General features: G+C 69.4%; 22 protein-coding genes. 9 read left to right on the top strand and 13 right to left on the bottom strand.

The genetic code is table 11. From position 1 onward, the window contains the following. The 5 genes from ppgK to ACWGID_RS33070 form a co-directional block, all read right to left on the bottom strand. A partial coding sequence (ppgK, locus tag ACWGID_RS33090; RefSeq protein WP_452203257.1) for a polyphosphate--glucose phosphotransferase occupies window positions 1-820 on the bottom strand: 820 nt, incomplete at its 3' end. Window positions 821-949: 129 nt separating this feature from the next. Continuing rightward, window positions 950-1,696 (bottom strand): phosphoglyceromutase, encoded by a 747-nt coding sequence (locus ACWGID_RS33085; RefSeq protein WP_452203256.1) that lies wholly within the window; start codon window positions 1,694-1,696, stop codon window positions 950-952. A gap of 178 nt (window positions 1,697-1,874) precedes the next feature. Then, window positions 1,875-2,360 (bottom strand): YbjN domain-containing protein, encoded by a 486-nt coding sequence (locus tag ACWGID_RS33080; RefSeq protein ID WP_452203255.1) that lies wholly within the window; start codon window positions 2,358-2,360, stop codon window positions 1,875-1,877. Continuing rightward, entirely contained in the window at window positions 2,357-3,649 is a 1,293-nt protein-coding gene (gene mshA, locus ACWGID_RS33075; protein WP_452203254.1) for a D-inositol-3-phosphate glycosyltransferase, read from the bottom strand. The genes ACWGID_RS33080 and mshA overlap by 4 nt, the downstream gene beginning before the upstream one ends. A gap of 123 nt (window positions 3,650-3,772) precedes the next feature. Next, window positions 3,773-4,651, bottom strand: a complete 879-nt coding sequence (locus ACWGID_RS33070) for a helix-turn-helix transcriptional regulator (RefSeq protein WP_452203253.1) — start codon at window positions 4,649-4,651, stop codon at window positions 3,773-3,775. 128 nt (window positions 4,652-4,779) lie between these two features. On the opposite strand from ACWGID_RS33070, the gene ACWGID_RS33065 reads away from it, so the two are divergent. After that, window positions 4,780-5,532 (top strand): SDR family oxidoreductase, encoded by a 753-nt coding sequence (locus ACWGID_RS33065; RefSeq protein ID WP_452203252.1) that lies wholly within the window; start codon window positions 4,780-4,782, stop codon window positions 5,530-5,532. Here the strand turns inward: ACWGID_RS33065 and ACWGID_RS33060 are convergent. Beyond that, the gene (locus ACWGID_RS33060) at window positions 5,504-6,739 is read right to left on the bottom strand and encodes an amidohydrolase family protein (protein ID WP_452203251.1); all 1,236 of its coding nucleotides are present in this window, start codon (window positions 6,737-6,739) and stop codon (window positions 5,504-5,506) included. The genes ACWGID_RS33065 and ACWGID_RS33060 overlap by 29 nt on opposite strands. A 93-nt stretch (window positions 6,740-6,832) precedes the next feature. On the opposite strand from ACWGID_RS33060, the gene ACWGID_RS33055 reads away from it, so the two are divergent. From ACWGID_RS33055 to ACWGID_RS33035, 5 genes are all read left to right on the top strand, one after another. After that, a complete protein-coding gene (locus tag ACWGID_RS33055) occupies window positions 6,833-7,834 on the top strand; it encodes a hypothetical protein (protein WP_452203250.1) in 1,002 nt (333 codons plus the stop codon). A gap of 170 nt (window positions 7,835-8,004) precedes the next feature. Continuing rightward, entirely contained in the window at window positions 8,005-8,754 is a 750-nt protein-coding gene (locus tag ACWGID_RS33050) for an SDR family NAD(P)-dependent oxidoreductase (RefSeq protein WP_452203249.1), read from the top strand. 484 nt (window positions 8,755-9,238) lie between these two features. Further along, entirely contained in the window at window positions 9,239-9,736 is a 498-nt protein-coding gene (locus ACWGID_RS33045) for a helix-turn-helix domain-containing protein (RefSeq protein WP_452203248.1), read from the top strand. Between the two features lie 161 nt (window positions 9,737-9,897). Continuing rightward, window positions 9,898-10,440, top strand: a complete 543-nt coding sequence (locus ACWGID_RS33040) for a hypothetical protein (protein WP_452203247.1) — start codon at window positions 9,898-9,900, stop codon at window positions 10,438-10,440. 246 nt (window positions 10,441-10,686) lie between these two features. After that, window positions 10,687-11,031, top strand: a complete 345-nt coding sequence (locus ACWGID_RS33035) for a DUF2516 family protein (RefSeq protein WP_452203246.1) — start codon at window positions 10,687-10,689, stop codon at window positions 11,029-11,031. 426 nt (window positions 11,032-11,457) lie between these two features. Here ACWGID_RS33035 and ACWGID_RS33030 read toward each other — a convergent pair whose 3' ends face one another. Beyond that, window positions 11,458-12,249, bottom strand: coding sequence for a L,D-transpeptidase family protein (locus ACWGID_RS33030; protein ID WP_452203245.1), 792 nt, complete (start codon window positions 12,247-12,249; stop codon window positions 11,458-11,460). Between the two features lie 91 nt (window positions 12,250-12,340). On the opposite strand from ACWGID_RS33030, the gene ACWGID_RS33025 reads away from it, so the two are divergent. Further along, window positions 12,341-12,844 (top strand): macro domain-containing protein, encoded by a 504-nt coding sequence (locus tag ACWGID_RS33025; RefSeq protein ID WP_452203244.1) that lies wholly within the window; start codon window positions 12,341-12,343, stop codon window positions 12,842-12,844. Between the two features lie 33 nt (window positions 12,845-12,877). On the opposite strand, the gene ACWGID_RS33020 is transcribed toward ACWGID_RS33025, so the two are convergent. The 3 genes from ACWGID_RS33020 to typA all read right to left on the bottom strand — a co-directional run bounded on the left by ACWGID_RS33020 (window position 12,878) and on the right by typA (window position 17,212). Next, the gene (locus ACWGID_RS33020; protein WP_452203243.1) at window positions 12,878-13,465 is read right to left on the bottom strand and encodes a L,D-transpeptidase; all 588 of its coding nucleotides are present in this window, start codon (window positions 13,463-13,465) and stop codon (window positions 12,878-12,880) included. Window positions 13,466-13,690: 225 nt separating this feature from the next. Continuing rightward, window positions 13,691-15,346, bottom strand: coding sequence for a glutamate--tRNA ligase (locus ACWGID_RS33015; RefSeq protein WP_452203242.1), 1,656 nt, complete (start codon window positions 15,344-15,346; stop codon window positions 13,691-13,693). A gap of 3 nt (window positions 15,347-15,349) precedes the next feature. After that, window positions 15,350-17,212 (bottom strand): translational GTPase TypA, encoded by a 1,863-nt coding sequence (gene typA, locus ACWGID_RS33010; protein WP_452203241.1) that lies wholly within the window; start codon window positions 17,210-17,212, stop codon window positions 15,350-15,352. 265 nt (window positions 17,213-17,477) lie between these two features. Here typA and ACWGID_RS33005 point away from each other — a divergent pair, with 265 nt between their 5' ends. Continuing rightward, window positions 17,478-18,113: a TetR/AcrR family transcriptional regulator gene (locus ACWGID_RS33005; RefSeq protein WP_452203240.1), complete on the top strand. Its 636-nt coding sequence runs from the start codon at window positions 17,478-17,480 to the stop codon at window positions 18,111-18,113. An 84-nt stretch (window positions 18,114-18,197) separates the two neighbouring features. Here ACWGID_RS33005 and ACWGID_RS33000 read toward each other — a convergent pair whose 3' ends face one another. From ACWGID_RS33000 to ygfZ, 3 genes are all read right to left on the bottom strand, one after another. Then, on the bottom strand, window positions 18,198-19,205 hold the full coding sequence (locus tag ACWGID_RS33000; protein ID WP_452203239.1) for an asparaginase: 1,008 nt from the start codon (window positions 19,203-19,205) through the stop codon (window positions 18,198-18,200). Between the two features lie 94 nt (window positions 19,206-19,299). After that, complete coding sequence (locus ACWGID_RS32995) at window positions 19,300-19,806, bottom strand: DinB family protein (protein ID WP_452203238.1); 507 nt, start codon at window positions 19,804-19,806, stop codon at window positions 19,300-19,302. Then, on the bottom strand, window positions 19,803-20,795 hold the full coding sequence (ygfZ, locus tag ACWGID_RS32990; protein WP_452203237.1) for a CAF17-like 4Fe-4S cluster assembly/insertion protein YgfZ: 993 nt from the start codon (window positions 20,793-20,795) through the stop codon (window positions 19,803-19,805). The genes ACWGID_RS32995 and ygfZ overlap by 4 nt, the downstream gene beginning before the upstream one ends. A gap of 111 nt (window positions 20,796-20,906) precedes the next feature. Between ygfZ and ACWGID_RS32985 the strand changes: the two genes are divergently transcribed. Beyond that, window positions 20,907-21,728, top strand: coding sequence for an LLM class flavin-dependent oxidoreductase (locus ACWGID_RS32985; RefSeq protein ID WP_452203236.1), 822 nt, complete (start codon window positions 20,907-20,909; stop codon window positions 21,726-21,728). Window positions 21,729-21,920 lie beyond the last annotated feature (192 nt).

Below are 21,920 nucleotides of genomic sequence, written 5' to 3'. Positions count from 1 at the left end.
CCACACCACAACACTCGAGAACCACCACACAACCCTTGTGTGTGGGGCGTTTTTTTTTTTCGGGGGCCCCCCCGCCGACCTCGTGGTGCCCGCCCGCCCCCCCCCCGACGATGCCGGCGTTGTTGAGCAGCTGAGCCGGCTTCACCGGGGTGGAGATCTCGAGCAGCGGCACCCACTTGTCGGCGTGCTTGCTGACCCCGCCGCCGACCACGATCAGGTCGGGGGTGAACAGGCCCTCCACATGCCGGAGGTACCGCTGCACCCGCTTGGCCCACTGTTTGTACGACAGGTCCTCGTTGTCCTTCGCCGCCGAGGAGGCCTTCTTCTCCGCGTCGTACCCGTCCAGCTCGAGGTGGCCGAGCTCGGTGTTGGGCACGAGCTGGCCGTCGAGCAGCAGCGCGCTACCGATCCCGGTGCCGAAGGTGAGCAGGATGACGACACCGTCGACGCCCTTCGCCGCGCCGAACCGGGCCTCGGCGATACCGGCCGCGTCGGCGTCGTTGAGCACGGTGACGTCGCACTGGGTCTTGTCGGTGAGGACCTTGTCGACGTCGGTCCCGATCCAGCTCTTGTCGACGTTCGCCGCGGTCCTGGCCACACCGTTCTTGATCACGGCCGGGAACGTCGCACCCAGCTCACCGGTCCAGCCGGCTTCCTTGACGATCCGGGCCACGACCTCGGCGACCGGCTCCGGCGTGGACGGGTCGGGCGTCAGGTACTTGACCCGCTCGGTCGCCAGGTCGCCTTTCTCCAGGTCGACGACGGCACCCTTGATCCCGCTGCCGCCGATGTCGATCCCGAAAGCGGTCGACGTCCTCATCCTGGACACCTGCTCTCTCCGCTCGCTGGCACTGTCGAGCCCTACGTGCCGACCATACCGAACCACTGCAGTCGTCCAGGTGAACAACCAGACACGAACTGTAGGCGGTTGCGGCTGGGCGGCTCGGGCTCAGCGGCCCTGGTTCTTGACGGCTTCGATGGCTTCCTTGGCGGCGGTCGGGTCCAGGTACTCGCCACCGGGGGTGACCGGGTTGAAGTCGTCGTCGAGCTCGTAGTACAGCGGGATGCCGGTCGGGATGTTCAGGCCGACGACGGTCTGCTCGTCGAGGTTGTCGAGGTGCTTCACCAGGGCGCGCAGCGAGTTGCCGTGGGCGGTCACCAGGACGGTCTTACCGGTCCGCAGGTCGGGCACGATGGCGTCGTACCAGTACGGCAGCATCCGCTCCACGACGTCCTTCAGGCACTCGGTCGCGGGCAGCAGCTCGGACGGCAGACCGGCGTACCGCGGGTCACCGGCCTGGTCGTACTCGGAGCCGCGCTCGATGGCCGGCGGCGGGGTGTCGTAGGAGCGGCGGAACAGCATGAACTGCTCCTCGCCGAGCTCCTCCAGGGTCTGCTTCTTGTCCTTGCCCTGCAGGCCGCCGTAGTGCCGCTCGTTCAGCCGCCAGGACCGGCGGACGTCGATCCACTGGCGGCCGGCGACCTCGAGCGCGATGTTCGCGGTGCGGATCGCCCGGCGCAGGACCGAGGTGTGCAGGACGTCCGGCAGCAGGTCGCGGTCGCGGAGCAGCTCGCCACCGCGGTGCGCCTCCTCGACACCCTGGGCGTTCAGGTCGACGTCCACCCAGCCGGTGAAGAGGTTCTTGGCGTTCCAGTCGCTGTGGCCGTGGCGGAGCAGGATCAGGCGATAGGTCATGCCTCGGAGTCTATCGAGTGTCCCGTGGGCGGCGTCGCTCGAGTGATAGCGGTGTCCAGGTGCGTGCATCGCGGTGCTTGGGCAGTGGCCTCGATGCGGAGCATCGTGGGCGCTGGCCAAGTGCCGTGAGGTGCGCACCTGGACACCGATAGCGCCGAGCGACGCCGCCCACGGGACACTAGGGCTCCAGCCAGCCTTTGAACGCGTCCAGGTTGCGGGTGGATTCGCCGCGCGAGACGCGCCACTCGTACTCCTTGCGGATCGACGAGGCGAACCCGAGTTCGAGGATGGTGTTGAACGACGAGTCGGAATACTCCAGGACCGCGCCGAGCAGCCGGTCCACCTCGGTCGGGGAGATCGCGTGCAGCCCGACCCGCCCGTCCAGGTGGATGTCGCCCAGGTGGTCGACGGCGAACGCGACGCCGTACATCTTCAGGTTCCGCTCCAGCAGCCAGCGGTAGACGGCCTCGTGGTTCTCGTCCGGGCGCCGCGCCACGAACGCGTGCACATGGACGGACTGCGGGCCGACGGTCAGCGTCACCGTGGTCTTCAGCTTCCGCTCGCCCGGCAGGTCCGCGGTGAACGCACCCGGCGTCGACTCGGTGAACTCGATCTCGTTCTCGGTCAGCACCTGACGGATCACGTCCGCCGCCGCAACTCTCACCCGGCCACCTCCGCGGCGATGTCCGCCGCCATCGTCTGTGTGGCGGTCCAGTAGGCCGCCAGCGTCTTGCGGGCGGTGAGTTCCCAGCCGAAGTGCTGCGCGTGCTCGACCGCCGCGTGGCTCATGCTCTCGCGGGTCGCCGGATCCGTCGCGATCCGCGCCAGCGCGTCGGCGAAGTCGTCCACGCCGTGCCCGCGCACCAGGTACCCGGTCCGGCCGTGCACCACCGCGGTGCTCAGACCGCCGACGGCCGCCGCGACCACCGGCGTACCGCAGGCCTGGGCCTCGAGCGCGACGAGCCCGAAGGACTCCGAGTACGACGGGACGCAGACCGCCGACGCGGCGCGGTACCAGTCGGCCAGCCCCGAACGCTCCATCGGTTTCACGAACCGGGTCACGTCGTCGATCCCGAGCGCCCGCGCGAGCTCGGCATGCGCCTCGGGGTGCTCCATCCCGTTGCCGGACGGACCGCCGATGATCGCCACCACCAGCCGCTCGCGTAGCCCCGGGTCCCGCTCGAGCATCCGCGCCGCCGCCCGGATCAGCAGGTCAGGCGCCTTCAACGGCTGGATCCGCCCGACGAACGCCAGGACGACGGCATCCGCCGGTACGCCGACCGCCTGCCGCGCCGCGGCCTGGTCCCCCGGGCTGAACAGCTCCAGGTCGACGCCCGGATTGACCACACCGACCTTCGCGGGATCGGCGCCGTACAGCTCGATCAGCTCGCGCGCCTCGTCGTCGGTGTTGGCGAGCAGGCGGTCCGCGGCCTCGACGACCTGTTCCTCACCGAGCAGCCGCGCGGGCGGCTCTGGTACGTCGTCCTCCGCGAGGCTGGCGTTCTTGACCTTGGCCATCGTGTGCATGGTGTGCACCAGCGGGACCGCCCACCGGTCGCGGGCGAGCAGACCGACCTGGCCGGACAACCAGTAGTGCGAGTGGATCACGTCGTACCAGCCCGGTTCGTGGATCGCCTCGGCGCGCAGGACGGCGCGGGCGAACGTACACAGCTGGGCCGGCAGCTCGTTCTTGGTGAGGCCCTCGTACGGCCCGGCGGCGACGTTGCGGACCGTGACGCCGGGCATCAGCTCGACCCGGGCCGGCAGCGCCGACGCGGTCGCGCGGGTGAACACGTCGACCTCGATCCCGAGACCGGCGAGCTGCTTGGACAGCTCGACGACGTACACGTTCATTCCACCGGCGTCCCCGGTGCCCGGCTGGTCGAGCGGCGACGTGTGCAGGCTGATCATCGCGACCCGCCGGAGGGGACGGTCTGCGGAGGATCCGGTCATGGGGCCTCCCGGCCTGGACTGAGGAGCGGAGGGAGCGAAGCGACTGGAGCGACGAGGGAAGGCCGGGAGTCACAGCCCCATGACCCGCGGCGCCGGAGGCGTCGCATGTGTACAGTCACGCCGTCAGGGTAACTCTGGCGCTTTCGCTGGGGATCGGGAGTTCTCCCTATCGGGCGCGGACCAGCTGGCGAGCAGGCGGAGGTTCTGTTCGGAGGGCGAACCGGGCTCGACGGTGTAGGTGACCAGCATCTGGTCCGGATCGCCCGGCAGCTGGAGAGTTTCGTAGGCGACGGTGATCTCACCGACGTCCGGGTGGTGCAGGACCTTGGCGCCGAAGCTCTTGTCCTTCACATCGTGCCGCGCCCAGCGCTCGCGGAACTCCTCGCTGTGGATCGACAGCTCCCCCACCAGCTCGGCGAGCTCCGGGTCGTCCGGGTACCGCCCGGCGTACATCCGCAGGTAGTCGACGCTCTCCGCGGCGACCGCCTCCCAGTTCGGGTAGAAGTCGTGGGCGGCCGGGTCGAGGAACACCATCCGCGGGACGTTCCGCTGCTTCGGCGCCAGGCTGCCGAAGTCGCCGATCAGCGCGGCAGCGAGGTCGTTCCAGGCCAGCACGTCCATCCGGTGCCCGAGCACGAACGCCGGTACGTCGGTCATCGAGTCGAGCAGCCGTTGCAGGCCGGGGCGGATGCGTTGCGTCGTACGGCGTCGGCTCTTGCGGCGGACCGGCTTCGCCAGTACTGCGAGGTGTTTGCGCTCGTCGTCGGTCAGCTTGAGGACGTCGGCGACAGAGTCCAGGATCTCCTGCGAGACGTTGTCCGTGCGGCCCTGCTCGAGGCGCACGTAGTAGTCGGCGCTGACGCCGGCGGCCTGGGCGAGTTCTTCGCGGCGCAGCCCGGGGACGCGGCGCCGGCCGCCGTACACCTTGAGCCCGAGGTCCTCGGGCTGCACCCGGCCCCGGCGTGACTTGAGGAACTCGGTCAGCTCCGCGCGACGATCCATGCCTCCAGTATCCAGACCGGCCGGGCCCGCAACCTGGTCCTGGCAGAACCAGGCTCGACAGACACCTGGGTAGACCTCGGCGAACGCTCCAGGATCGGTGCCATCAACCACTTCCCCTGGAGGACACGATGACTAATCTGACTGATCTGACCGGCCGTACCGCTGTCGTCACCGGCGCCGCGAGCGGGATCGGCGCCGCGATCGCCACCCAACTGGCCGAGGCCGGCGCCGCGGTCGCCCTGGTCGCCCGGCGCCAGGACCGCCTCGACGACCTGGCCGGCAAGCTCGGCCCGCGGACCATCGGTGTCTCGCTCGACGTCACGTCGCAGGAGTCAGTCGACACCGGCGTCGCGCAGATCCACGAACGGCTGGGCCGCGTCGACCTGGTCGTGAACGCCGCGGGCGTGATGCTGGCGGCGCCGGTCACGGACGGTCGGCTCGACGACTGGACCCGGATGATCGACACGAACGTGACCGGCGTACTGCGGCTGATCCACGCCTTCACCCCGGATCTCGTCTCGGCCGCCGGCGAAGGACGGACCGCCGACCTGGTGAACATCTCGTCGATCGGCGCGCACGCGATCTTCCCCGGGTACGCCGTCTACGGCGCGACCAAGGCGGCGCTCACCCAACTGTCCGCGGCACTCCGCGCGGACCTCTCGCCGTACGACGTCCGCGTGACGAACATCGAACCGGGACTGACGGACACCGAACTCGCGACGCATATGGACGGTCCCGGGCAGGAACTGATCGCTTCGATGAACGAGCAGATCGGGCCGCTCGCCGCCACGGATATCGCCGACGTGGTGACGTTCGCGGTGAGCCGGCGGCGGGAAGTGAACCTGCGTCAGATCATCGCGCTGCCGACTCGGCAGGCGTGACGTCTTGGCCGGCGAGGTACACGGCCGTTGGTGTGGCCAACGCACCGATGTCCGTGACCGGATCGCCTGCCACGACGAGCAGATCCGCGTCCGCGCCCGGCCGGATGCGGCCCTTCGGCAGACCGAGTACGTCGGCTGCGGTCGACGTCGCCGCGATCAGCGCGGCCGCGGCGGGGATGCCTGCTTCGACGTACTCCGCGAGCGTTGCGGGCAGCAGCCCGTGTGGTTTCGCCGGACCGATCCCTCCGTCCGATCCCGCGACGATCCGGACGCCGCCGTCGTACAGGCGGCGGACCGCTTGCTGCAGCTTCGCCTCGCTGATGCCGGCCTTCGCGGCCATGTCGAGGATGTGCGGCGGTACGACGATCGAGCGGTCCGAGCCGAGGGTTCCGCAGACGGTGACTCCCTGGAGTTCGGTCAGGAGATCGTCGTCGATGACGACACCGTCCGGGGTGAGGCAGGTGCAGTGCTCGATGCCGTCGACACCGGCCTCGGCGGCTTGGCGGACGGCCGCGAGGGCATGCGCGTGGGCGGTGATCGGCAGGCCGAGCGCGTGAGCCTCGTCGACCGCGGCGGCCAGTTCTTCGCGGGTGAATTGTGGGCTCATCGTGTCGGTGCCTGGTGTGATGACACCGCCGCTGGCCATGATCTTGATGACGCCCGCGCCGTTGGCTGCGCGTGCGCGGACGGCCGCGCGGATCTCGTCGACGCCGGAGACCTCGCCGCCTAGTGACCAGCAGTGACCGCGCTTGCTGGTGAGCGGCGCACCAGAGGCGACGACGGTCGGAAGCCCCGGGGTCCCCTTAGCTGGTGGCGACTGCCCTGATTGCCATCTGAGGACGGCGTCGCGGGGGTCGCCGAGGTCGCGGACGGTGGTGACGCCGACGGCGAGGTGGCGCCGCAGCGAGTGCTCGATGGTCGCGGCCAGCGCGCGAGTGGTGGCCTTGACGCCGGCGGTGGACGCGGAGATGCGCAGATTGTCGGCGAGCCGGTCGAGGGCGCCGGGGCTAGCGTCCGCGGTGAGGTGAACGTGCGCGTCGATCAGCCCCGGAAGGATCGTGCTGCCGGGCAGCTCGCGGACCGGCCAGCCCGGGGGCGGCTCCGCTGCGGTGTCGACGATCCTGCCCTCATCGACGAGCACCACCCGATGGTTGCTCAAACGTTCTCCGTCGAAGATCCGAGCGGCCTGTAGCGCGATCCTGGTCACGAGTCGCAGTGTCTCTCAAGGTGGGTCTAACACCACCCCGGTTGGCGGATTCGCCCCACTGCGCAGGACGCCGTACGCCGAAAGCATTGAGGCATGCGAACAGTCCTGCAGGAAGCCAAGTCCTGGCACCGTCCCCTGATGCTGATGGTGCTCGCCATGACCGGTCTGGTCGTGGCCTCCGGTATCGGGCTGCTGGTCGACCACCGGGAGATCCTCAACGAGTCCGTCTGGCTCAAGCCGTTCAAGTTCGGCATCTCCTTCGTCCTGTACGGCGCGACGCTCGCGTGGCTGTTGTCCAAGCTGCGCAAGGCGAAGCGGTTCGGCTGGTGGATGGGTACCGCGTTCGCGGTCACCGGTGTGGTCGACGTCGGCTTCATCGCGATCCAGGCCGCCCGCGGCACGTTCAGCCACTTCAACTCCAACCCGGACACCTTCAACCAGGTCGGTCAGCAGGTCTTCATGTCTGGCGTCCTCGGACTGTTCGGCGCCAGCCTGGTGGTCGCGATCATGCTGCTCTTCCAGCGGGTCGGCGACGCACCGATGAACCGCGCCATCCGGGTCGGCCTCGGCCTCGCCGTCGCCGGCATGGGAATCGCCTTCTACCTGGTCGGATCGCACAGCACCAACGAGCAGGTCACGGACGCGTACGGCCACCCAGTCACCCTGGGCGGCAGCCACGGCATCGGCGTCGAACCCGGCGGTCCCAGCATGCCGCTCACCCACTGGAGCACCGTCGGCGGCGACCTGCGCATCCCGCACTTCGTCGGCCTGCACGCGATCCACTTCCTGCTCATCACCCTGCTGGTCCTACACCTCCTCGCTCGCCGCGTCGCATGGATCCGCCCGGAACGCGTCCGCGCCCGCCTGGTCGGCGTCGCCGCCTTCGCGTACGCCGGCGTCATGGCGACCGTGACAGTCCAGGCCTTCCGCGGCCAAGCGCTCATCCACCCCGACGGCCAGACGCTGGGCATGCTCGGCGGCTTCCTGGCCATCAGCGCATTGGCCCTCGCCGGAGTCATCACGTCTGCTCGGCGGCATCCCGCCGTACCGACGCATGCGGCACCGCGACAGCCAGTCGGAGCCGGCCGGCCCTGACCAACAAACGCGGCACCGAGGCAGCCGATCAGCACCGGCCGGCCCCGACCGATACCCGCGGCACCGGGGTGGGCGGTTGGGGTCGGCCGGGTTTGTCATGGCTTGTTCGGGGCTCGGGTGGGGTTGAGACGGCTCGTCGGGGCGCCGGGGTGTTTTGAGAGACTCGGAGTATGACTTCCAGCAAGCGTCCTCTGGCTGTGGTGACCGGTGCGAGCAGCGGGATCGGGGCCGCGTCGGCGCGGTACCTGGCCCGCGAAGGGTTCGAGGTGATCTGCGCCGCGCGGCGGCTGGACCGGATCGAGGCGCTGGCCAAGGAGATCGACGGTCGCGCGGTGCAGTGCGACGTGACGTCCGCCGACGACATCGCCACGCTGACCGCCGCCGTCGGCGACGAACTGCAGGTCCTGGTGAACAACGCCGGCGGCGCCTTCGGCCTCGAGCCGGTCGCCGAAGCAGACCTGGACGCCTGGCGCCGGATGTACGAAGTGAACGTCATCGCAGTCGCCGCGGTCACCAAATCGTTGCTCCCGGCCCTCATCGCCGGCCGCGGCACGATCATCGTGATGGGTTCGACCGCCGGGCAGGTCGCGTACGAGGGCGGCGGCGGGTACGTCGCCGCGAAACACGGCGCCAAGGCAGTCGTCGACACGCTCCGCCTCGAGCTCTACGACCAGCCGGTCCGGGTCAGCGAGATCGCCCCCGGCATGGTCCGCAGCGAAGGATTCGCCCTGACCCGCTTCGACGGCGACCAGTCCAAGGCCGACGCCGTGTACGCCGGCGTCCGCGAACCCCTCACCTCCGACGACATCGCCGACATCGTCGCCTGGATCGCCACCCGCCCCGCCCACGTAAACATCGACCGAATCACAGTCCGCCCCCGAGCCCAAGCCGCCCAACACAAAGTCCACCGCGAGCAGTAACCAACACTCGGCTCCGCCCACCCCGGGCTGCCCCGGGCTGCCCGGCCGGCCCAGCCACCCCGGTCGCCCAGTCCCCACAACCCCAAGCCGCCCCGGCGCGTGACCACACCCTTGGCCCCTCAGGCTCTCGCCCCGGCCATTCGGCGGGCTCGACCACACGCGCCGTTCCCGCCTCGCGCCACCCCGCACCCATTCCACGCCCACCGCTCCCACACCCACACCCGCAGCGAGGCCACCGCCCGCTCCGCCTCTCCGTCATTTCAAGGGGTGCCCCCTGAAATGACGGGTTAGCACCTGTGATTTTGGGGCGGCAACCCACCGCCTGAGGGGGCAACCCCTCGGGCGGTCCGGGAATCCTGCGGCTCCCCGGGCAACGCCTTGCTCGCCGGGCAGCGGGTGGTTCGGGGGGTGTGGGGCGGGAGGGTGAGCGGGCTCACGGGGTTGGTGCTTGCAATTGCAAGCGGGTTGTTAGCACACTGGGTCTATGGCCAGGTTGAGTGATCGTGCGGCTGGGGCGGTGGGCTCCCTCGGGGAGTACCTCGCCGAGCAGCGGCGGCATGCAGAGTTGTCGTTGCGGCAGTTGTCGGACCTGGCCGGAGTGTCGAACCCGTACCTCAGCCAGATCGAGCGTGGCCTGCGGAAGCCGTCCGCGGATGTGCTGCAGCAGTTGGCGAAGGCGTTGCGGATCTCCGCGGAGACCCTGTACGTGCGGGCCGGCATTCTCGACCCGGACGACAGCCCGGACGGCACGGGCGGTCGGAAGGCCGCGGGCGTGGTCGACGCCGTCCTGCTCGACCCCGCGCTGAACGAACGACAGAAGCGCGTCCTGCTGGACGTCTACACGTCGTTCGTCCGTGAGAACGCAGTCCCCGACGAGCCCCCGGCGAAGCCGCAGCCGGCTCGCAAGCGCAGTACCAACAACCCCAGTACGAACAAGCCGAGTACGAACAAGCGTGGCGCGAACAAGCCTGATGCGAACTAGCGCAGCACGGACGAGCCCGGCACGAACGAGCGCCGTACCGACAAGCTCGGTACGAACAAGCGCGGCACGAACGAGCGCAGTACCGACAAGCCCGGTACGAACACGCGCGGCACGAGCCAGTACGCACTGAACCTGCTGAAGAGATCCCGAGGAGAAGCCTGATGGCTACCCGTACGCCCGTTACCCCGTTCTATGCGATCGCCGGCGCCGGCGACCTCGCGGTCGAGAAGTTCCGCGCTGTCGGCGAGGACGTGACCGCCCGGATCGCGAAGCTGGACCAGAAGGCCCTGCAGACCGAGCTCACCAAGGCCCAGTCCGAACTCGCCAAGGCGCAGGCCGAGCTGACCAAGCGCTTCGAGGCGATCGTCGCCGACGCGCGCACCGCCCCGGCCAAGCTGCGGGAGCTGCCGAAGACCGCGCAGGCCGGTTTCACCACCGTGCTCGGGCAGGCCGAGGAGACCTACGAGGACCTGGCCGGCCGCGGCAAGGACCTGGTCGAGCGGATCCGCCACCAGGAGTCGACCGAGGACCTGGTCAGCACCGCGAAGACCACGGTGAGCAAGGCCAAGGCCACCCGGACCACCGCGAAGAAGACCGCGCAGACCGCCCGCCGGAACGTGAAGGCGACCGCGACCAGCGCCCGAAAGACCGCGAAGGCCGCCGCCAAGGCCGCCGAGTCCGCCGCCGACAAGATCGGCGACTGACCCACCGAGACTGACCCACTGGGCGACTGACCCACCGAACGACTGATCCACCGAGGCGACTGGTCCCACAGGCGCGACTGGCGCCACAGGCGCGACTGGCGCCACAGCGGGCACGCGCCACACAGAGGCGACTGGAACTACTGACAGTGACGATTCACCCACCTCACGGTGAATCCTGGGTCCGGGCGGTCCACACCTGCCACGCGGCAGAGGTGGGGCGCCCGGTCTGTCGGTTAGGCTCGTAGCATGATCACCTTCCAGAGCCTGATCCCCGGGTTCGCCGATCCCCTATCGGTCATCTGGTGGGTGCTGATCGTCCTGAAGCTGGTCGCCCTCCTCGACGCGGCGCTCCGGCCGCGCGCGGTCTTCATCGCGGCCGACAAGCTCACCAAGCCCGGCTGGGTCCTGCTCCTGGCCGTCTTCACCCTGAGCCAGATCTTCCAGGGCTGGCTGAGCTTCTTCGGCCTGATCGGCATCGTCGCGTCCGCCGTCTACCTGGTCGACGCCCGCCCGGCCCTCCGAGCCGCCACCGGCCGCGGCCGAGGCGGCTGGGGAGCCCTACGCCGCCGCCGCGGCCCCCGCCCCCTCTAACCCTCCTCACCCCACTCCGTCCCACCCCGGGCGCAACCACTCCACCCGAGGGCAACCGCTCGCACCCCGCCACGCTGCACCCCGCCGCGCCCGCGCCGCGCCCGAGCCTCCGCGACGCCCGGTAACCCGGCGTACGCCGTCCCCCTCGCCAGCAGGCGAGCGCGCACACAACCTCCCGTGGGTTCGGACAGGAAATAACCTGTGCCGACCCACCACACCCTGTTCACACCCTCACCTGCCGGTCCGACTGCCACTGTCACGCGAGGGGGAGGGGGTACGCCGCCTCAGGCCGGCACGCCGGGGTGCGCGAGAGTGCACGCCGCCTCTGGCCGGCACGCGAGCGTGTAGACAACCTCCGGTGGGTTCGGACAGGCAATAACCTGTGCCGACCCACCACACCCTGTTCACACCCCCGCCCGCGAGAGGTTACGAGCGGTAGACGATGACCTTGTCGCCTACGTTGACTTCGTCGAAGAGGACTTTGATCTTGGCGAGGTCTCGGACGTTGACGCAGCCGTGGGAGGCGCCGTTGTAGCCTCGGGCGGCGAAGTCGGAGGAGTAGTGGACTGCTTGGCCGCCGCTGAAGAACATCGCGAACGGCATCTTCGAGTCGTACAGCTTGGAGACGTGGTTGCGGCTCTTCCAGCCGACCGTGAAGCTGCCTTCGCGGGTCGCCGTCTTGACCGCGCCGAAGCGGACGTCCATCTGCATCTTCACGACGCCGTCGACGACGTACCGCAGTTTGTGGGTGGACTTGTCGATGCACAGCGCGACACCGGTCGCGCAGCGCGCGTCGAGCTTCTTGCCCTCGACAACGGGCGCCGGCGGGTACAGCTCGGTCTGGGTCGGCTCGTGGGTGACCTTAGCCAGCTGGTCCAGGGTGTTCTGGTCGACGTACCCGAGCTGGGGGATGCCCTTCGACTTCTGGAACTTCTTCACCGCGGACCGGGTCATGGTCCCGAAGTCGTCGTCCAGGTAGCGCTTCTCGAGCAGCTTCAGCTGGACGAGGCGGGCCTCGACCTTGCGGACGTTCGTGCCGCTGGAGCCGTTCTTCCACAGCGCCTTCGGGTAGATCGGCAGCTCGCCGCTCACCTCGAACGGCACCGTTTTCAGGTCCTGCGTCGTCGCGCTGGCACTGGTCCCGGAACTCAGGAGTGCAGCAATCGCCCCGCCCACGACCAGCGTGGTCAGCATCTTGCGAATGATCGGCCCGCGCATCGGACACCCCTCTGGTAGCCCCGTTCCTACAGTTGTAGGACGCCCTCACCGCCAACATGGTTGGCTTCTCAGCGTACCGGAGGAACTGCGTATGGAGATCGGCCTGAGTACGGCGGACATCACCACGGTGCCCGCCGACGCGATCGTGAACGCCGCACATCACGCGTTGCGCGGCGGTGGCGGCGTCGACGGAGCGATCCACCGCGCCGGTGGGCCGGCGATCCTCGCGGAGCTGATCGAGCGCTATCCGAAGGGCACCCCCACGGGTACGGCGGTGTGGACCTCGGCCGGCGCACTACCCGCGACCTACGTGATCCATGTGGTCGGCCCGAACTTCACGGCCGGTCAACGGGATCCGGAGCTGCTCGAGTCGTGTTACCGCAACGCGTTGCGGATCGCGGACGAGCTCGGGGTCACGACGTTGGCGCTGCCCGCGGTGTCGGCCGGGATCTACGGCTGGCCGGCGCAGTCGGCCGCGGAGATCGCCGTACGGACGCTCCGCTCGACCCCGACGGCTGTTGCCCAGGCCACCTTTTGCCTGGTGGAACCCCGGCTGTACAAGGCGTTCCGGAACGCGACAGCGGCCGGAGAGTAGCTCCCCGGCCGCTGTGCGAACACCAGATTCAGTTCACTTGCTGTAGACGACGACCTTGTCGCCGACGTGCACCCGGCTGAACACCCAGGCGATCTTCTTCTTGTCGCGGACGTTCACGCAGCCGTGCGACGCGCCGTTGTAACCGCGGGCGCGGAAGTCCGACGAGTAGTGCACCGCCTGGCCGCCGCTGAAGAACATCGCGTACGGCATCTTCGAGTGGTACAGCGTCGAGACGTGGTTCTTCGACTTGCGGTAGACCTTGAACGTGCCGCTGCGGGTCGGCGTCTTCATCGCGCCGAACCGGACGTCCATCACCTGCACCGGCTTGCCGTTCACCAGGTAGACCAGCTTGCGGGTCTTCTTGTTGATGCACAGCACGCGGCCCTTGCTCAGGCACCGTGAGTCCAGCCGGTACTTCGCGATCGCCTTGCTGGACGCCGCGGACGACTTCGCCGCGGTGGCCCGCGGCGGCGCGCCGACCGGCGCCGGCGCGGTCGCCGACTTCTGCGCCGACCCCGCAACCTGGGGCGCGGCCTGAGCCGATGTGGTCGCCGTGAGCGCCCCGACCCCCACGAACGCGGCGGCCGTCAGAGTCGCGCAGACCTTACGCAGAATGCCCATTTTTCCCTTGTCCTTCCCCCAAAGAATGCTTCCACAAGACAGACGTCGCCAAGGCACGTCTGGTTGGTAACAAGTCAGAACTTTCTTCCCCCGCCACCGACCGAGAAGTATCTATCACACCTGCAGCGCTGAGTTCGCGCGGTGTGAGCGACCGTGTCCACTTCGTGCCCTACGTGTTGCCGGCCGGAGTCCCAGCAACCCCTTCAGTCACAGGGGTTACAGGGATTACAGCCCGGCCAGTGCTCGCAGCCGGCGCAGGACTTCCGGAGCTCCGAGCGCCTGAGCGGTCGCGTGCAGGTCGGGGCTGCGCGTCGCACCGGTGATCGCGACGCGGACGAGCTGCGAAGCCTCGCGGATCGAACCGACGTACGCCTCCGGATCCTTCTTGTACTCCTTGGCGTTCGACGCGAACCGATGCTTGCCCGCCAACGCACGGATCTGGCCGAACCACTCCTGCGGATCGTCGAGGTGCTCGTACGTCTCCACCAGGTCCGTGGCGAACGCCGTGACGACGTCCGCGGCGACACCGAGCGGAACCAGCCGCTCGTCGCCCGGACCGTCCACCGGCACGAACAGCTCCGGGAAGAAGAACCCGTACGCCGCCCTGAAGTCCGACCACTTCCGCAGGTCCTTGCGCGGGTTCTCGACACCGTCCCGCTCGACTGCGAGGGCCCGCAGCGCGAGCTCGGTCTCGTTGTCGAGCACGGGCACCAGCGCCGCGTCGTACTCCGTCGCCCAAGTCCGCACCGCGTCGAGGATCTGCCGGCCGCTCAGCGTCGCGATGTGGTCCGCGCTGATGTCCTCCAGCTTGACCAGATCGACCAGCGGACCAGCGACCCCGCACAGGCTCAGGTCGATCGGCGTCGACAACGCCTCCGCCAGCGGCAGCTCCGCGAGGCGGCCGTTGGCCAGGCCGCGCAGGTAGTACAGGACCGCGTCGGCGGGATAGCCCGCGGAGATGTAGAAGTCGACGCCGGCCTCGGGATCCTTGCGCTTCGACAGCTTCCGCTTCCCGCCCGGGATCTGCTTCATCAACGGCGCGATGTGCGCGTACGTGATCGGCTCGAACCCGAGCGCCGCGAACAGCTGCTGGTGCAGCGGAACCGACGAGATCCACTCCTCACCCCGGATGACCAGATTGACCCGCATCAGGTGGTCGTCCACCGCGTGCGCGAAGTGGTAGGTCGGCAGCCGCGGCGACTGGTCCGAGGACTTCAGGATCACCGCGTCGTTGCGGTTCGCCTCGTGCTCGAGCCGCCCGCGGATGGCGTCGGTGAAGCTGACCCGCTGCCCGTCCGCGTCATCAGGTGCCCGGAAGCGCACGACGTACGGCGCGCCCTCGGCCAGCTTCGCGGTGACGTCGGCCGGGTCCGCGTCGCGCCAGATCGCCCACGTGCCGTAGTACCCGGTCGGGACCTTCGTCGCCTGCTGGCGGGCGGTGATGTCGGCGAGCTCGTCCTTGGTGGCGAAGCACAGGTACGCCTTGCCCTCGCGGAGCAGGTGCCGCACGTAGGTCAGGTAGATCTGCTCGCGCTCGGACTGCAGGTACGGCCCGTACGACCCGTGGTCCTTGTCCTCGTCGGATGTGATGCCGAAGTAGTCGAAGGCGCGCGCGAACTGCTCGAGCGCGCCCTCGACCTCACGCGACTGGTCGGTGTCCTCGACACGCACCAGGTACACGCCGTTGGTGCTGGACGCGATGTCCCGGTCGATCATCCCGACGTAGATGCCGCCGATGTGGATGAATCCGGTCGGCGACGGGCCGAGCCGGGTGACCTTCGCCCCGTCCGGCAGGTCCCGCTGCGGGTACCGGTCGTCCCAGTCCTGCGGCTCCGGGAGGTCGCTCGGAAACAGCCCGTCGATCACCGCACGCTCCAGCATCGGTCAGCCCTTGTTCTTGCGGCCCAGCTTGGAACGCTCGATCTGCGTGAGCGCCACCTTGCGCATCCGGATCGCGTCCGGCGTGACCTCGACGCACTCGTCCTCGCGGCAGAACTCCAGGGACTGCTCGAGCGACAGCTTCCGGGCCGGCACCAGCTTCTCGAACTCGTCCGCGTTGGAGCGGACGTTGGTCATCTTCTTTTCCTTGGTGATGTTCACGTCCATGTCGTCGGAACGCGAGTTCTCGCCGACGATCATGCCCTCGTACACCTCGGTGGCCGGCTCCACGAACATGGTGCCGCGCTCCTGCAGGTTGATCATCGCGTACGACGTCGCGGCGCCGGCCCGGTCCGACACCAGCGAGCCGGACGGCCGCGTGCGCAGGTCGCCGAACCACGGCTCGTACCCCTCGAACACGTGGTGCGCGATGCCGGTACCACGGGTGTCGGTGAGGAACTCGGTGCGGAACCCGATCAGACCACGCGCCGGCACCAGGAACTCCATCCGGACCCAGCCGGTGCCGTGGTTGGTCATCTGCTCCATCCGGCCCTTGCGGACCGCGAGCAGCTGGGTGACCGTCCCGAGGTACTCCTCCGGGCAGTCGATCGTCAGCCGCTCGACCGGCTCGTGGCGCTTGCCGTCGATCTCGCGGGTGACCACCTGCGGCTTGCCGACGGTCAGCTCGTAGCCCTCGCGGCGCATCTGCTCGACCAGGATGGCCAGCGCCAGCTCACCACGGCCCTGCACCTCCCACGCGTCCGGACGCTCGGTCGCGAGCACCTTCAGCGACACGTTGCCGACCAGCTCACGGTCCAGCCGGTCCTTGACCAGGCGGGCGGTGACCTTGGTGCCCTTGACCCGGCCGGCCAGCGGCGAGGTGTTGGTACCGATCGTCATCGAGATGGCCGGCTCGTCCACCGTGATCAGCGGCAGCGGCTTGGGGTTGTCCGGGTCGGTCAGCGTGTCGCCGATCATGATCTCCGGGATGCCGGCGATCGCGACGATGTCGCCCGGTCCGGCCGAGTCGCCGGGGATCCGCTCGAGCGCCTCGGTGACCAGCAGTTCGGTGATCTTGACCTTCTGGATCGAGCCGTCGTGGCGGCACCAGGCGACCTGGGCGCCCTTCTTCAGCGTGCCTTCGTGCACCCGGACCAGCGCGAGCCGGCCGAGGAACGGCGAGGCGTCCAGGTTGGTGACGTGGGCCTGCAGCGGCGCGTCCTCGGTGTACTCCGGGGCCGGCACGTTGTTCAGGATCGTCTCGAACAGCGGCTCGAGGTCCTCGGAGTCCGGCAGGCCGCCGTCCGCGGGCTGGTTCAGCGAGGCGCGACCGGCGCGGGCCGAGGCGTACACGACCGGGAAGTCCAGGGCGCTCTGGTCGGCGTCGTGGTCGAGCAGGTCCAGGAACAGCTCGTAGGTCTCGTCGACGACCTCGGAGATCCGGGCGTCCGGACGGTCCACCTTGTTCACCACGAGGATCACCGGCATCTTCCGCGCCAGCGCCTTGCGGAGCACGAACCGGGTCTGCGGCAGCGGACCCTCGGAGGCGTCCACGAGCAGCACGATGGCGTCCACCATCGACAGACCGCGCTCGACCTCGCCACCGAAGTCGGCGTGGCCGGGGGTGTCGATGATGTTGATCGTCATCTGCTCGCCGTTGGCCATCTTGTGCCGTACGGCGGTGTTCTTGGCGAGGATCGTGATGCCCTTCTCACGCTCCAGGTCACCGGAATCCATCGCCCGCTCGTCGACGTGCTGATGGGCTCCGAACGCGCCGGACTGCCACAGCATCGCGTCCACGAGGGTGGTCTTCCCGTGGTCGACGTGGGCCACGATCGCGACGTTGCGCAGGTCGTTACGGACAGGCATGAAGGAGCGCTCCAAGTCATCAGAGGGTGTAGGCGGTGGCTACGGCTGGTTTCACGTGCCACTCGACACAGGGCGCAGCAACGTCATCTTACCTGCCGCGGCCGTTGTCCAGAAAACGGCAGAACCTTTGACTTTTGTTGACTGGACGTCCAGTCTATAGAAGGCGCCTGGGGAGGGGCCGAAACAACGGGGGGTCAGTCCCGAGGCGCCGGGCATTGCGATGGGGGTAGCCCGGCGCTTCAGGACCTCGACCGGAAGAGGGAACGTGCCGCGTTCGGCGGTTGTGAACGAGGAGATGCGGGCGCGCTCCCGCGAGCGGATCCTGGCCGCCGCGCTCGAGGTCTTCGCCGCGAAGGGCTTCGAGGCCGCGTCGATCTCCGAGATCACCGCTGCCGCCGGCGTCTCCCGCGGCCTGGTCGCGTACTACTTCGCCACCAAGGAACAGCTGGCCGCCGAGCTGCTGGACCGCTGGCTCGACGGCATCGCCGGCATCCTCAGCATCCCGGGCACCCCGGACGAGCGGCTGGCCGGCATCATCGACGGCGCGCTGATGGCGGCCGCGACCACGCTGCCGATCCAGCGGCTGGCGATCAGCCTGATGATGCAGCCCGGTACGCACGACGTGTTCGCCCGCGTCGAGCAGGCCAAGTCGGACCGGCTGTCCCTGGTCGAGGACGCGATCCGGGACGTCTTCGCGGCCCGCGGCGCCACCGATCCGGCCGTCGAGGAAATGTTGCTGCGGGCAACCTTGGAGGGCGTGACCGTCAAACTCGCGATCTACCGCGAGACCTTCCCCCTCGAAGCGATCCGCCGCCGCCTGTACGCCGGCTACGACCTGCCCGCGCCGTCGGTTCCGCTCCCTGTCCCGTCACCGCCCGTCGACCGACTGCGAGCGAAGTAGCCCGTTGTCCCGTCCCACGACGGCAACGCCGGCCGTCGGCTGGCGACGACCGGCGTTTCGCCGCGGGTCAGTTGATGGCGCGGGTCAGTTGAAGAGCGAGGCGTTGGGGCGGATCGAGCCGACCCGGACTCCGCCGCCCAGGACCGGCAGGCTGATGTGCCGCTCGATCACGGGACCGGTGACGCCGAGCTGCCGAAGGACGGCGGCCAGGACGACCTCACGGGCCCGCTTGGCGCCGTCGCCGTCCTCGATCTTGATCGCGATCCCGCGACCGTCGGCGAGACCGGCGGCGTACACACCCTCCGCGCCGACCTTGCAGAACAGGCCCGGGATCCCCCGCATCAGGTCGGCTTCGTCGCGCGTACTCCCGCTGGCGTACTCCGGGTGCGCCCGGAAGGCGTCGGCGACCTGACCCTCGAAGGTGTCCGGAGCGGCCGCGGCGAACAGGCCGAAGGAGCGGGCCAGACCGGCGAGGCTGAGAGCGAAGATCGGCGCGCCGCAGCCGTCCACGGCGACGTACGAGATCTTCTCGCCGGCCGTGTCCTCGATCGCGGTGCGGATCTCCTGCTGCAGCGGGTGCTCCGGCGAGCGGTAGTCGTCCCGCCCCCAGCGGGCGTGCGGGTCCTGCTCGGTGGCCGGATCGTGGATCGGCCAGCCCTTCAGCGTGCTCGTCAGGATCTTCGCGGCATGCTTCCCGGAGCAGTTCATCGCGACCGGTTCCGGCGCCCGGTCCGCCCGGATCCAGGCATCCCGAGCGTTCTCGTCCACCGGGTACGCCGCGGGCGTGCGCAGCGCCGACTCGTCGAGCCCGGCCTCCGCGAGGATCTTCCGGACGCCGTCCAGGTGAAACTGCTCGCCCGAGTGTGAGGCGCCCGACAGCGCGAGCAGCTCGCCGGTCAGCGGCAGGCCGTTGCGGAGCATGGCCAGCGTCTGCATCGGCTTGTTGGAGGAGCGGGGGAACATCGGCTCGTCCACGATGCCGAGGGCGCGGGCCACGGTGCCGTCGGGGTTGGTCACCACGAGGGATCCGCGGTGGTGGCCCTCGACGAAATCGCTGCGGACCACGTCGGCCAGGATCACAGGTTCGGTCACGGCTGAACTGTACAGGTGCAAAACAGCATGTTGCGAGTGATCCAAGGCACGCGCAGGTCGGATGCCCACGCCTGCGCGTCGAGCTCCGCGGGCGTCAGAGGCCGGCGGCGCCGTCGATCTGCTCGCGGAGCAGGTCCGCGTGACCGTTGTGTCGCGCGTACTCCTCGAGCATGTGCGTCAGGACCCAGCGGAGCGAGACGGGCCCCTCGCCGGGCTCGTTCCCCGTGACGTCGAGGCTCGCCGCCTCCTGCACGAAACGGTCGGCGAACGCGACCTCCTCCGCCCAGACCCGAAAAGCCTCAGCGACCGTCTCCGAGCTCGCACCGGTCACGTCGAAAGCGGTCTGCGCCGGATAGAGCGGCGCCGCATCGGCACCGGCCATGACCTGCCGGAACCAGAATCGCTCGGAGTCCGCCGCATGCCGCACCAGCCCGAGCAAGGACAACGCCGACGCACCAACCGATCGCCGGGCGAGATCAGCCGGTTCGAGGCCCTCGCACTTGAGCTTGAGGGTCTCGCGATGCCAGCCCAGGAACGCGAGCATCGTCGTCCGCTCGTCCGCCAGCGGAGGTCGGCTGGTACGGGGATCGGCGGCCGTCACAGGCGAGAGCGAACGTGCAGGCCGGCTTCCGGGTCGACCAGGACCTCCTGGGTCGCAGTCACGGTCGGCTGGTCGTCGGCGACGACCTCCAATGCGGCGGTGGGGTCGACGTTGCGCTTGACCAGCGCCAGCGCGATCGGGCCGAGTTCGTGATGGCGGGCCGCCGAGCCGATGAAACCGACCTGCTTCTCGCCCGCGCGGACGGCGTACCCGTGCGCGGGGAGGTGGTCGACGGACCCGTCGAGGTGCAGGCGGACCAGGCGGCGCGGCGGGCGGCCGAGGTTGTGCACCCGCGCGACGGTCTCCTGCCCGCGGTAACAGCCCTTGTTCAGATGGACGCCGACGCCGAGCCAGCCGAGCTCGTTCGGGATCGCGCGCTCGTCGGTGTCCAGCCCGAACCGCGGCGCGCCGGCCTCGATCCGGAGCGCCTCGTACGCCCAGATTCCGGCGGCCGGACCTTCGAGACCGGCCAGCTCCGCACGCGGCAGGAACACTTCGTGCCCGCCGAGCGAGTCCTCACCGGTGCGCGTCAGGTGCTCGCCGCTCGCCGCTCCGGGGCGCCAGACGATCGCGTAGTCGTCGGTCACATCCGCGATCTCGACGCGGGACATGAACACCATCTTCTGCAGCCAGTCGACCAGCGCCTCGGCCGCGCCCGGCTCGGTGTGCAGCCAGAACGTCTCGCCGTCGTCGACGCCGTACATCACGTGCTCGACGTGCCCGGTCGGCGAGAGCAGGAGGGCCGTCGTCGACGCGCCGGGCTTGAAGCCTTCGAAGTACTGCGTCGTCAGTGCGTGCAGCCAGGTCAGTCGGTCCGGACCGGTGATCGTGACCACGTCGCGGTGCGACAGATCGACGAACGCTTCACCGGCGACCAGCGCCCGTTGCTCGCGCAGGTCGGAGCCGTAGTGCGCCGCGACCCCGGCGTCGAGTCCGTCGGCCTCGACCGCGCCGGGTCGGTCCAGCAAGGGGCTGCGCTTACGTGACATGTCACCAGAGTACGTCGCGCGGCGTACGGCGAACGCCTCCCCTCGTGGGATGTGGACAGACCCTGTGTACGGCGAGTCTGGAGGCATCACAACGACTGAGGGAGCAGGGCGATGAGCGACAGGCGATTCCGGTTCGGCGTGGTCGGTAGCCCGAGGACCGGTGAAGAGTGGATGACGACCGTCCGCCGGGCGGCAGAGCTCGGGTACTCGACCGTGCTGATGCCCGACGGGTTGCAGCTGCCGTCGCCGTTCCCGTCGCTCGCGATGGCTGCCGCGGTCGCGGACATCAGGGTCGGTACGTTCGTCGCGGCCGCTCCGTTGCGGACCCCGCGGGCGGCCGCGTGGGAGGCGCACACGCTGACCGTGCTGACCGACGGCCGGTTCGAGTTCGGCATCGGCACCGGGCGTCCGGTCGCCGAACAGCAGACCGCCGAGATCGGGCTGTCGTGGGGATCCGCGAAGCAGCGGCGCGACAAGGTGCGGGAGACGCTGGAGCAACTCGAGAAGCTCGACGGTGACCGGCGTACGCCGATCATGCTGGCGGCCGGCGGACCGCGGGCACTCGCTCTCGCGGCGGCCCGGGCGGACATCGTCTCGCTCGCCAAGGACGCACTGACGCCGCGCGCGGAGATCGCTCAGCTGACGAAGGACCTGCGGGAGCTGGCCGGAGCGCGAGCCGACGACATCGAGTTGGCGATGAACCTGTTCGCCGCGGGGACGCGGAAGCTGCCGCCGTGGACCAAGCGCGCGGCGGGCGTCGACCCCCAGGAGCTGGAGGCGAGCGACTCGCTGATGCTGCTGCGTGGTACGCCGCAGGAGATGGCGGACGAGCTGCAGCGGCGCCGGGACGAGTTCGGAGCGTCGTACATCAGCGTGAACGCGATGTACCTCGAAGATCTGGCCCCGGTCGTCGAGCTACTCAAGGGAAAGTAGCGGTCGGCAGCTCGACAGTACGTATACGTCCACTGCCGAGCACTTCAGGCGGGGAGCAGGCAGGCGATCGGCGGTAGTGGACGTATACGTCCTGTCGAGCTGCCGACAGCACAGCGCTGCCCCCCCGCGGAGGGCCGGCGGGCCCCGGGGGGGGGGGGGAGGTGGTCTAGGCGGCGGTGGTGGGGGGCGCGA

This window comes from Kribbella sp. NPDC054772 (genome assembly GCF_053611945.1).
Note: the sequence above shows the minus strand (reverse complement) of the source record. Positions and strands in the feature narration are given on the sequence as shown.

Bases quoted from the DNA above. Each gene is read 5' to 3' on its own strand.
- ACWGID_RS33085 (WP_452203256.1), bottom strand. From the start codon at position 1,696: ATGACCTATCGCCTGATCCTGCTCCGCCACGGCCACAGCGACTGGAAC.
- mshA (WP_452203254.1), bottom strand. From the start codon at position 3,649: ATGACCGGATCCTCCGCAGACCGTCCCCTCCGGCGGGTCGCGATGATC.
- ACWGID_RS33070 (WP_452203253.1), bottom strand. From the start codon at position 4,651: ATGGATCGTCGCGCGGAGCTGACCGAGTTCCTCAAGTCACGCCGGGGC.
- ACWGID_RS33065 (WP_452203252.1), top strand. From the start codon at position 4,780: ATGACTAATCTGACTGATCTGACCGGCCGTACCGCTGTCGTCACCGGC.
- ACWGID_RS33055 (WP_452203250.1), top strand. From the start codon at position 6,833: ATGCGAACAGTCCTGCAGGAAGCCAAGTCCTGGCACCGTCCCCTGATG.
- ACWGID_RS33050 (WP_452203249.1), top strand. From the start codon at position 8,005: ATGACTTCCAGCAAGCGTCCTCTGGCTGTGGTGACCGGTGCGAGCAGC.
- ACWGID_RS33045 (WP_452203248.1), top strand. From the start codon at position 9,239: ATGGCCAGGTTGAGTGATCGTGCGGCTGGGGCGGTGGGCTCCCTCGGG.
- ACWGID_RS33040 (WP_452203247.1), top strand. From the start codon at position 9,898: ATGGCTACCCGTACGCCCGTTACCCCGTTCTATGCGATCGCCGGCGCC.
- ACWGID_RS33035 (WP_452203246.1), top strand. From the start codon at position 10,687: ATGATCACCTTCCAGAGCCTGATCCCCGGGTTCGCCGATCCCCTATCG.
- ACWGID_RS33030 (WP_452203245.1), bottom strand. From the start codon at position 12,249: ATGCGCGGGCCGATCATTCGCAAGATGCTGACCACGCTGGTCGTGGGC.
- ACWGID_RS33025 (WP_452203244.1), top strand. From the start codon at position 12,341: ATGGAGATCGGCCTGAGTACGGCGGACATCACCACGGTGCCCGCCGAC.
- ACWGID_RS33020 (WP_452203243.1), bottom strand. From the start codon at position 13,465: ATGGGCATTCTGCGTAAGGTCTGCGCGACTCTGACGGCCGCCGCGTTC.
- ACWGID_RS33015 (WP_452203242.1), bottom strand. From the start codon at position 15,346: ATGCTGGAGCGTGCGGTGATCGACGGGCTGTTTCCGAGCGACCTCCCG.
- typA (WP_452203241.1), bottom strand. From the start codon at position 17,212: ATGCCTGTCCGTAACGACCTGCGCAACGTCGCGATCGTGGCCCACGTC.
- ygfZ (WP_452203237.1), bottom strand. From the start codon at position 20,795: ATGTCACGTAAGCGCAGCCCCTTGCTGGACCGACCCGGCGCGGTCGAG.
- ACWGID_RS32985 (WP_452203236.1), top strand. From the start codon at position 20,907: ATGAGCGACAGGCGATTCCGGTTCGGCGTGGTCGGTAGCCCGAGGACC.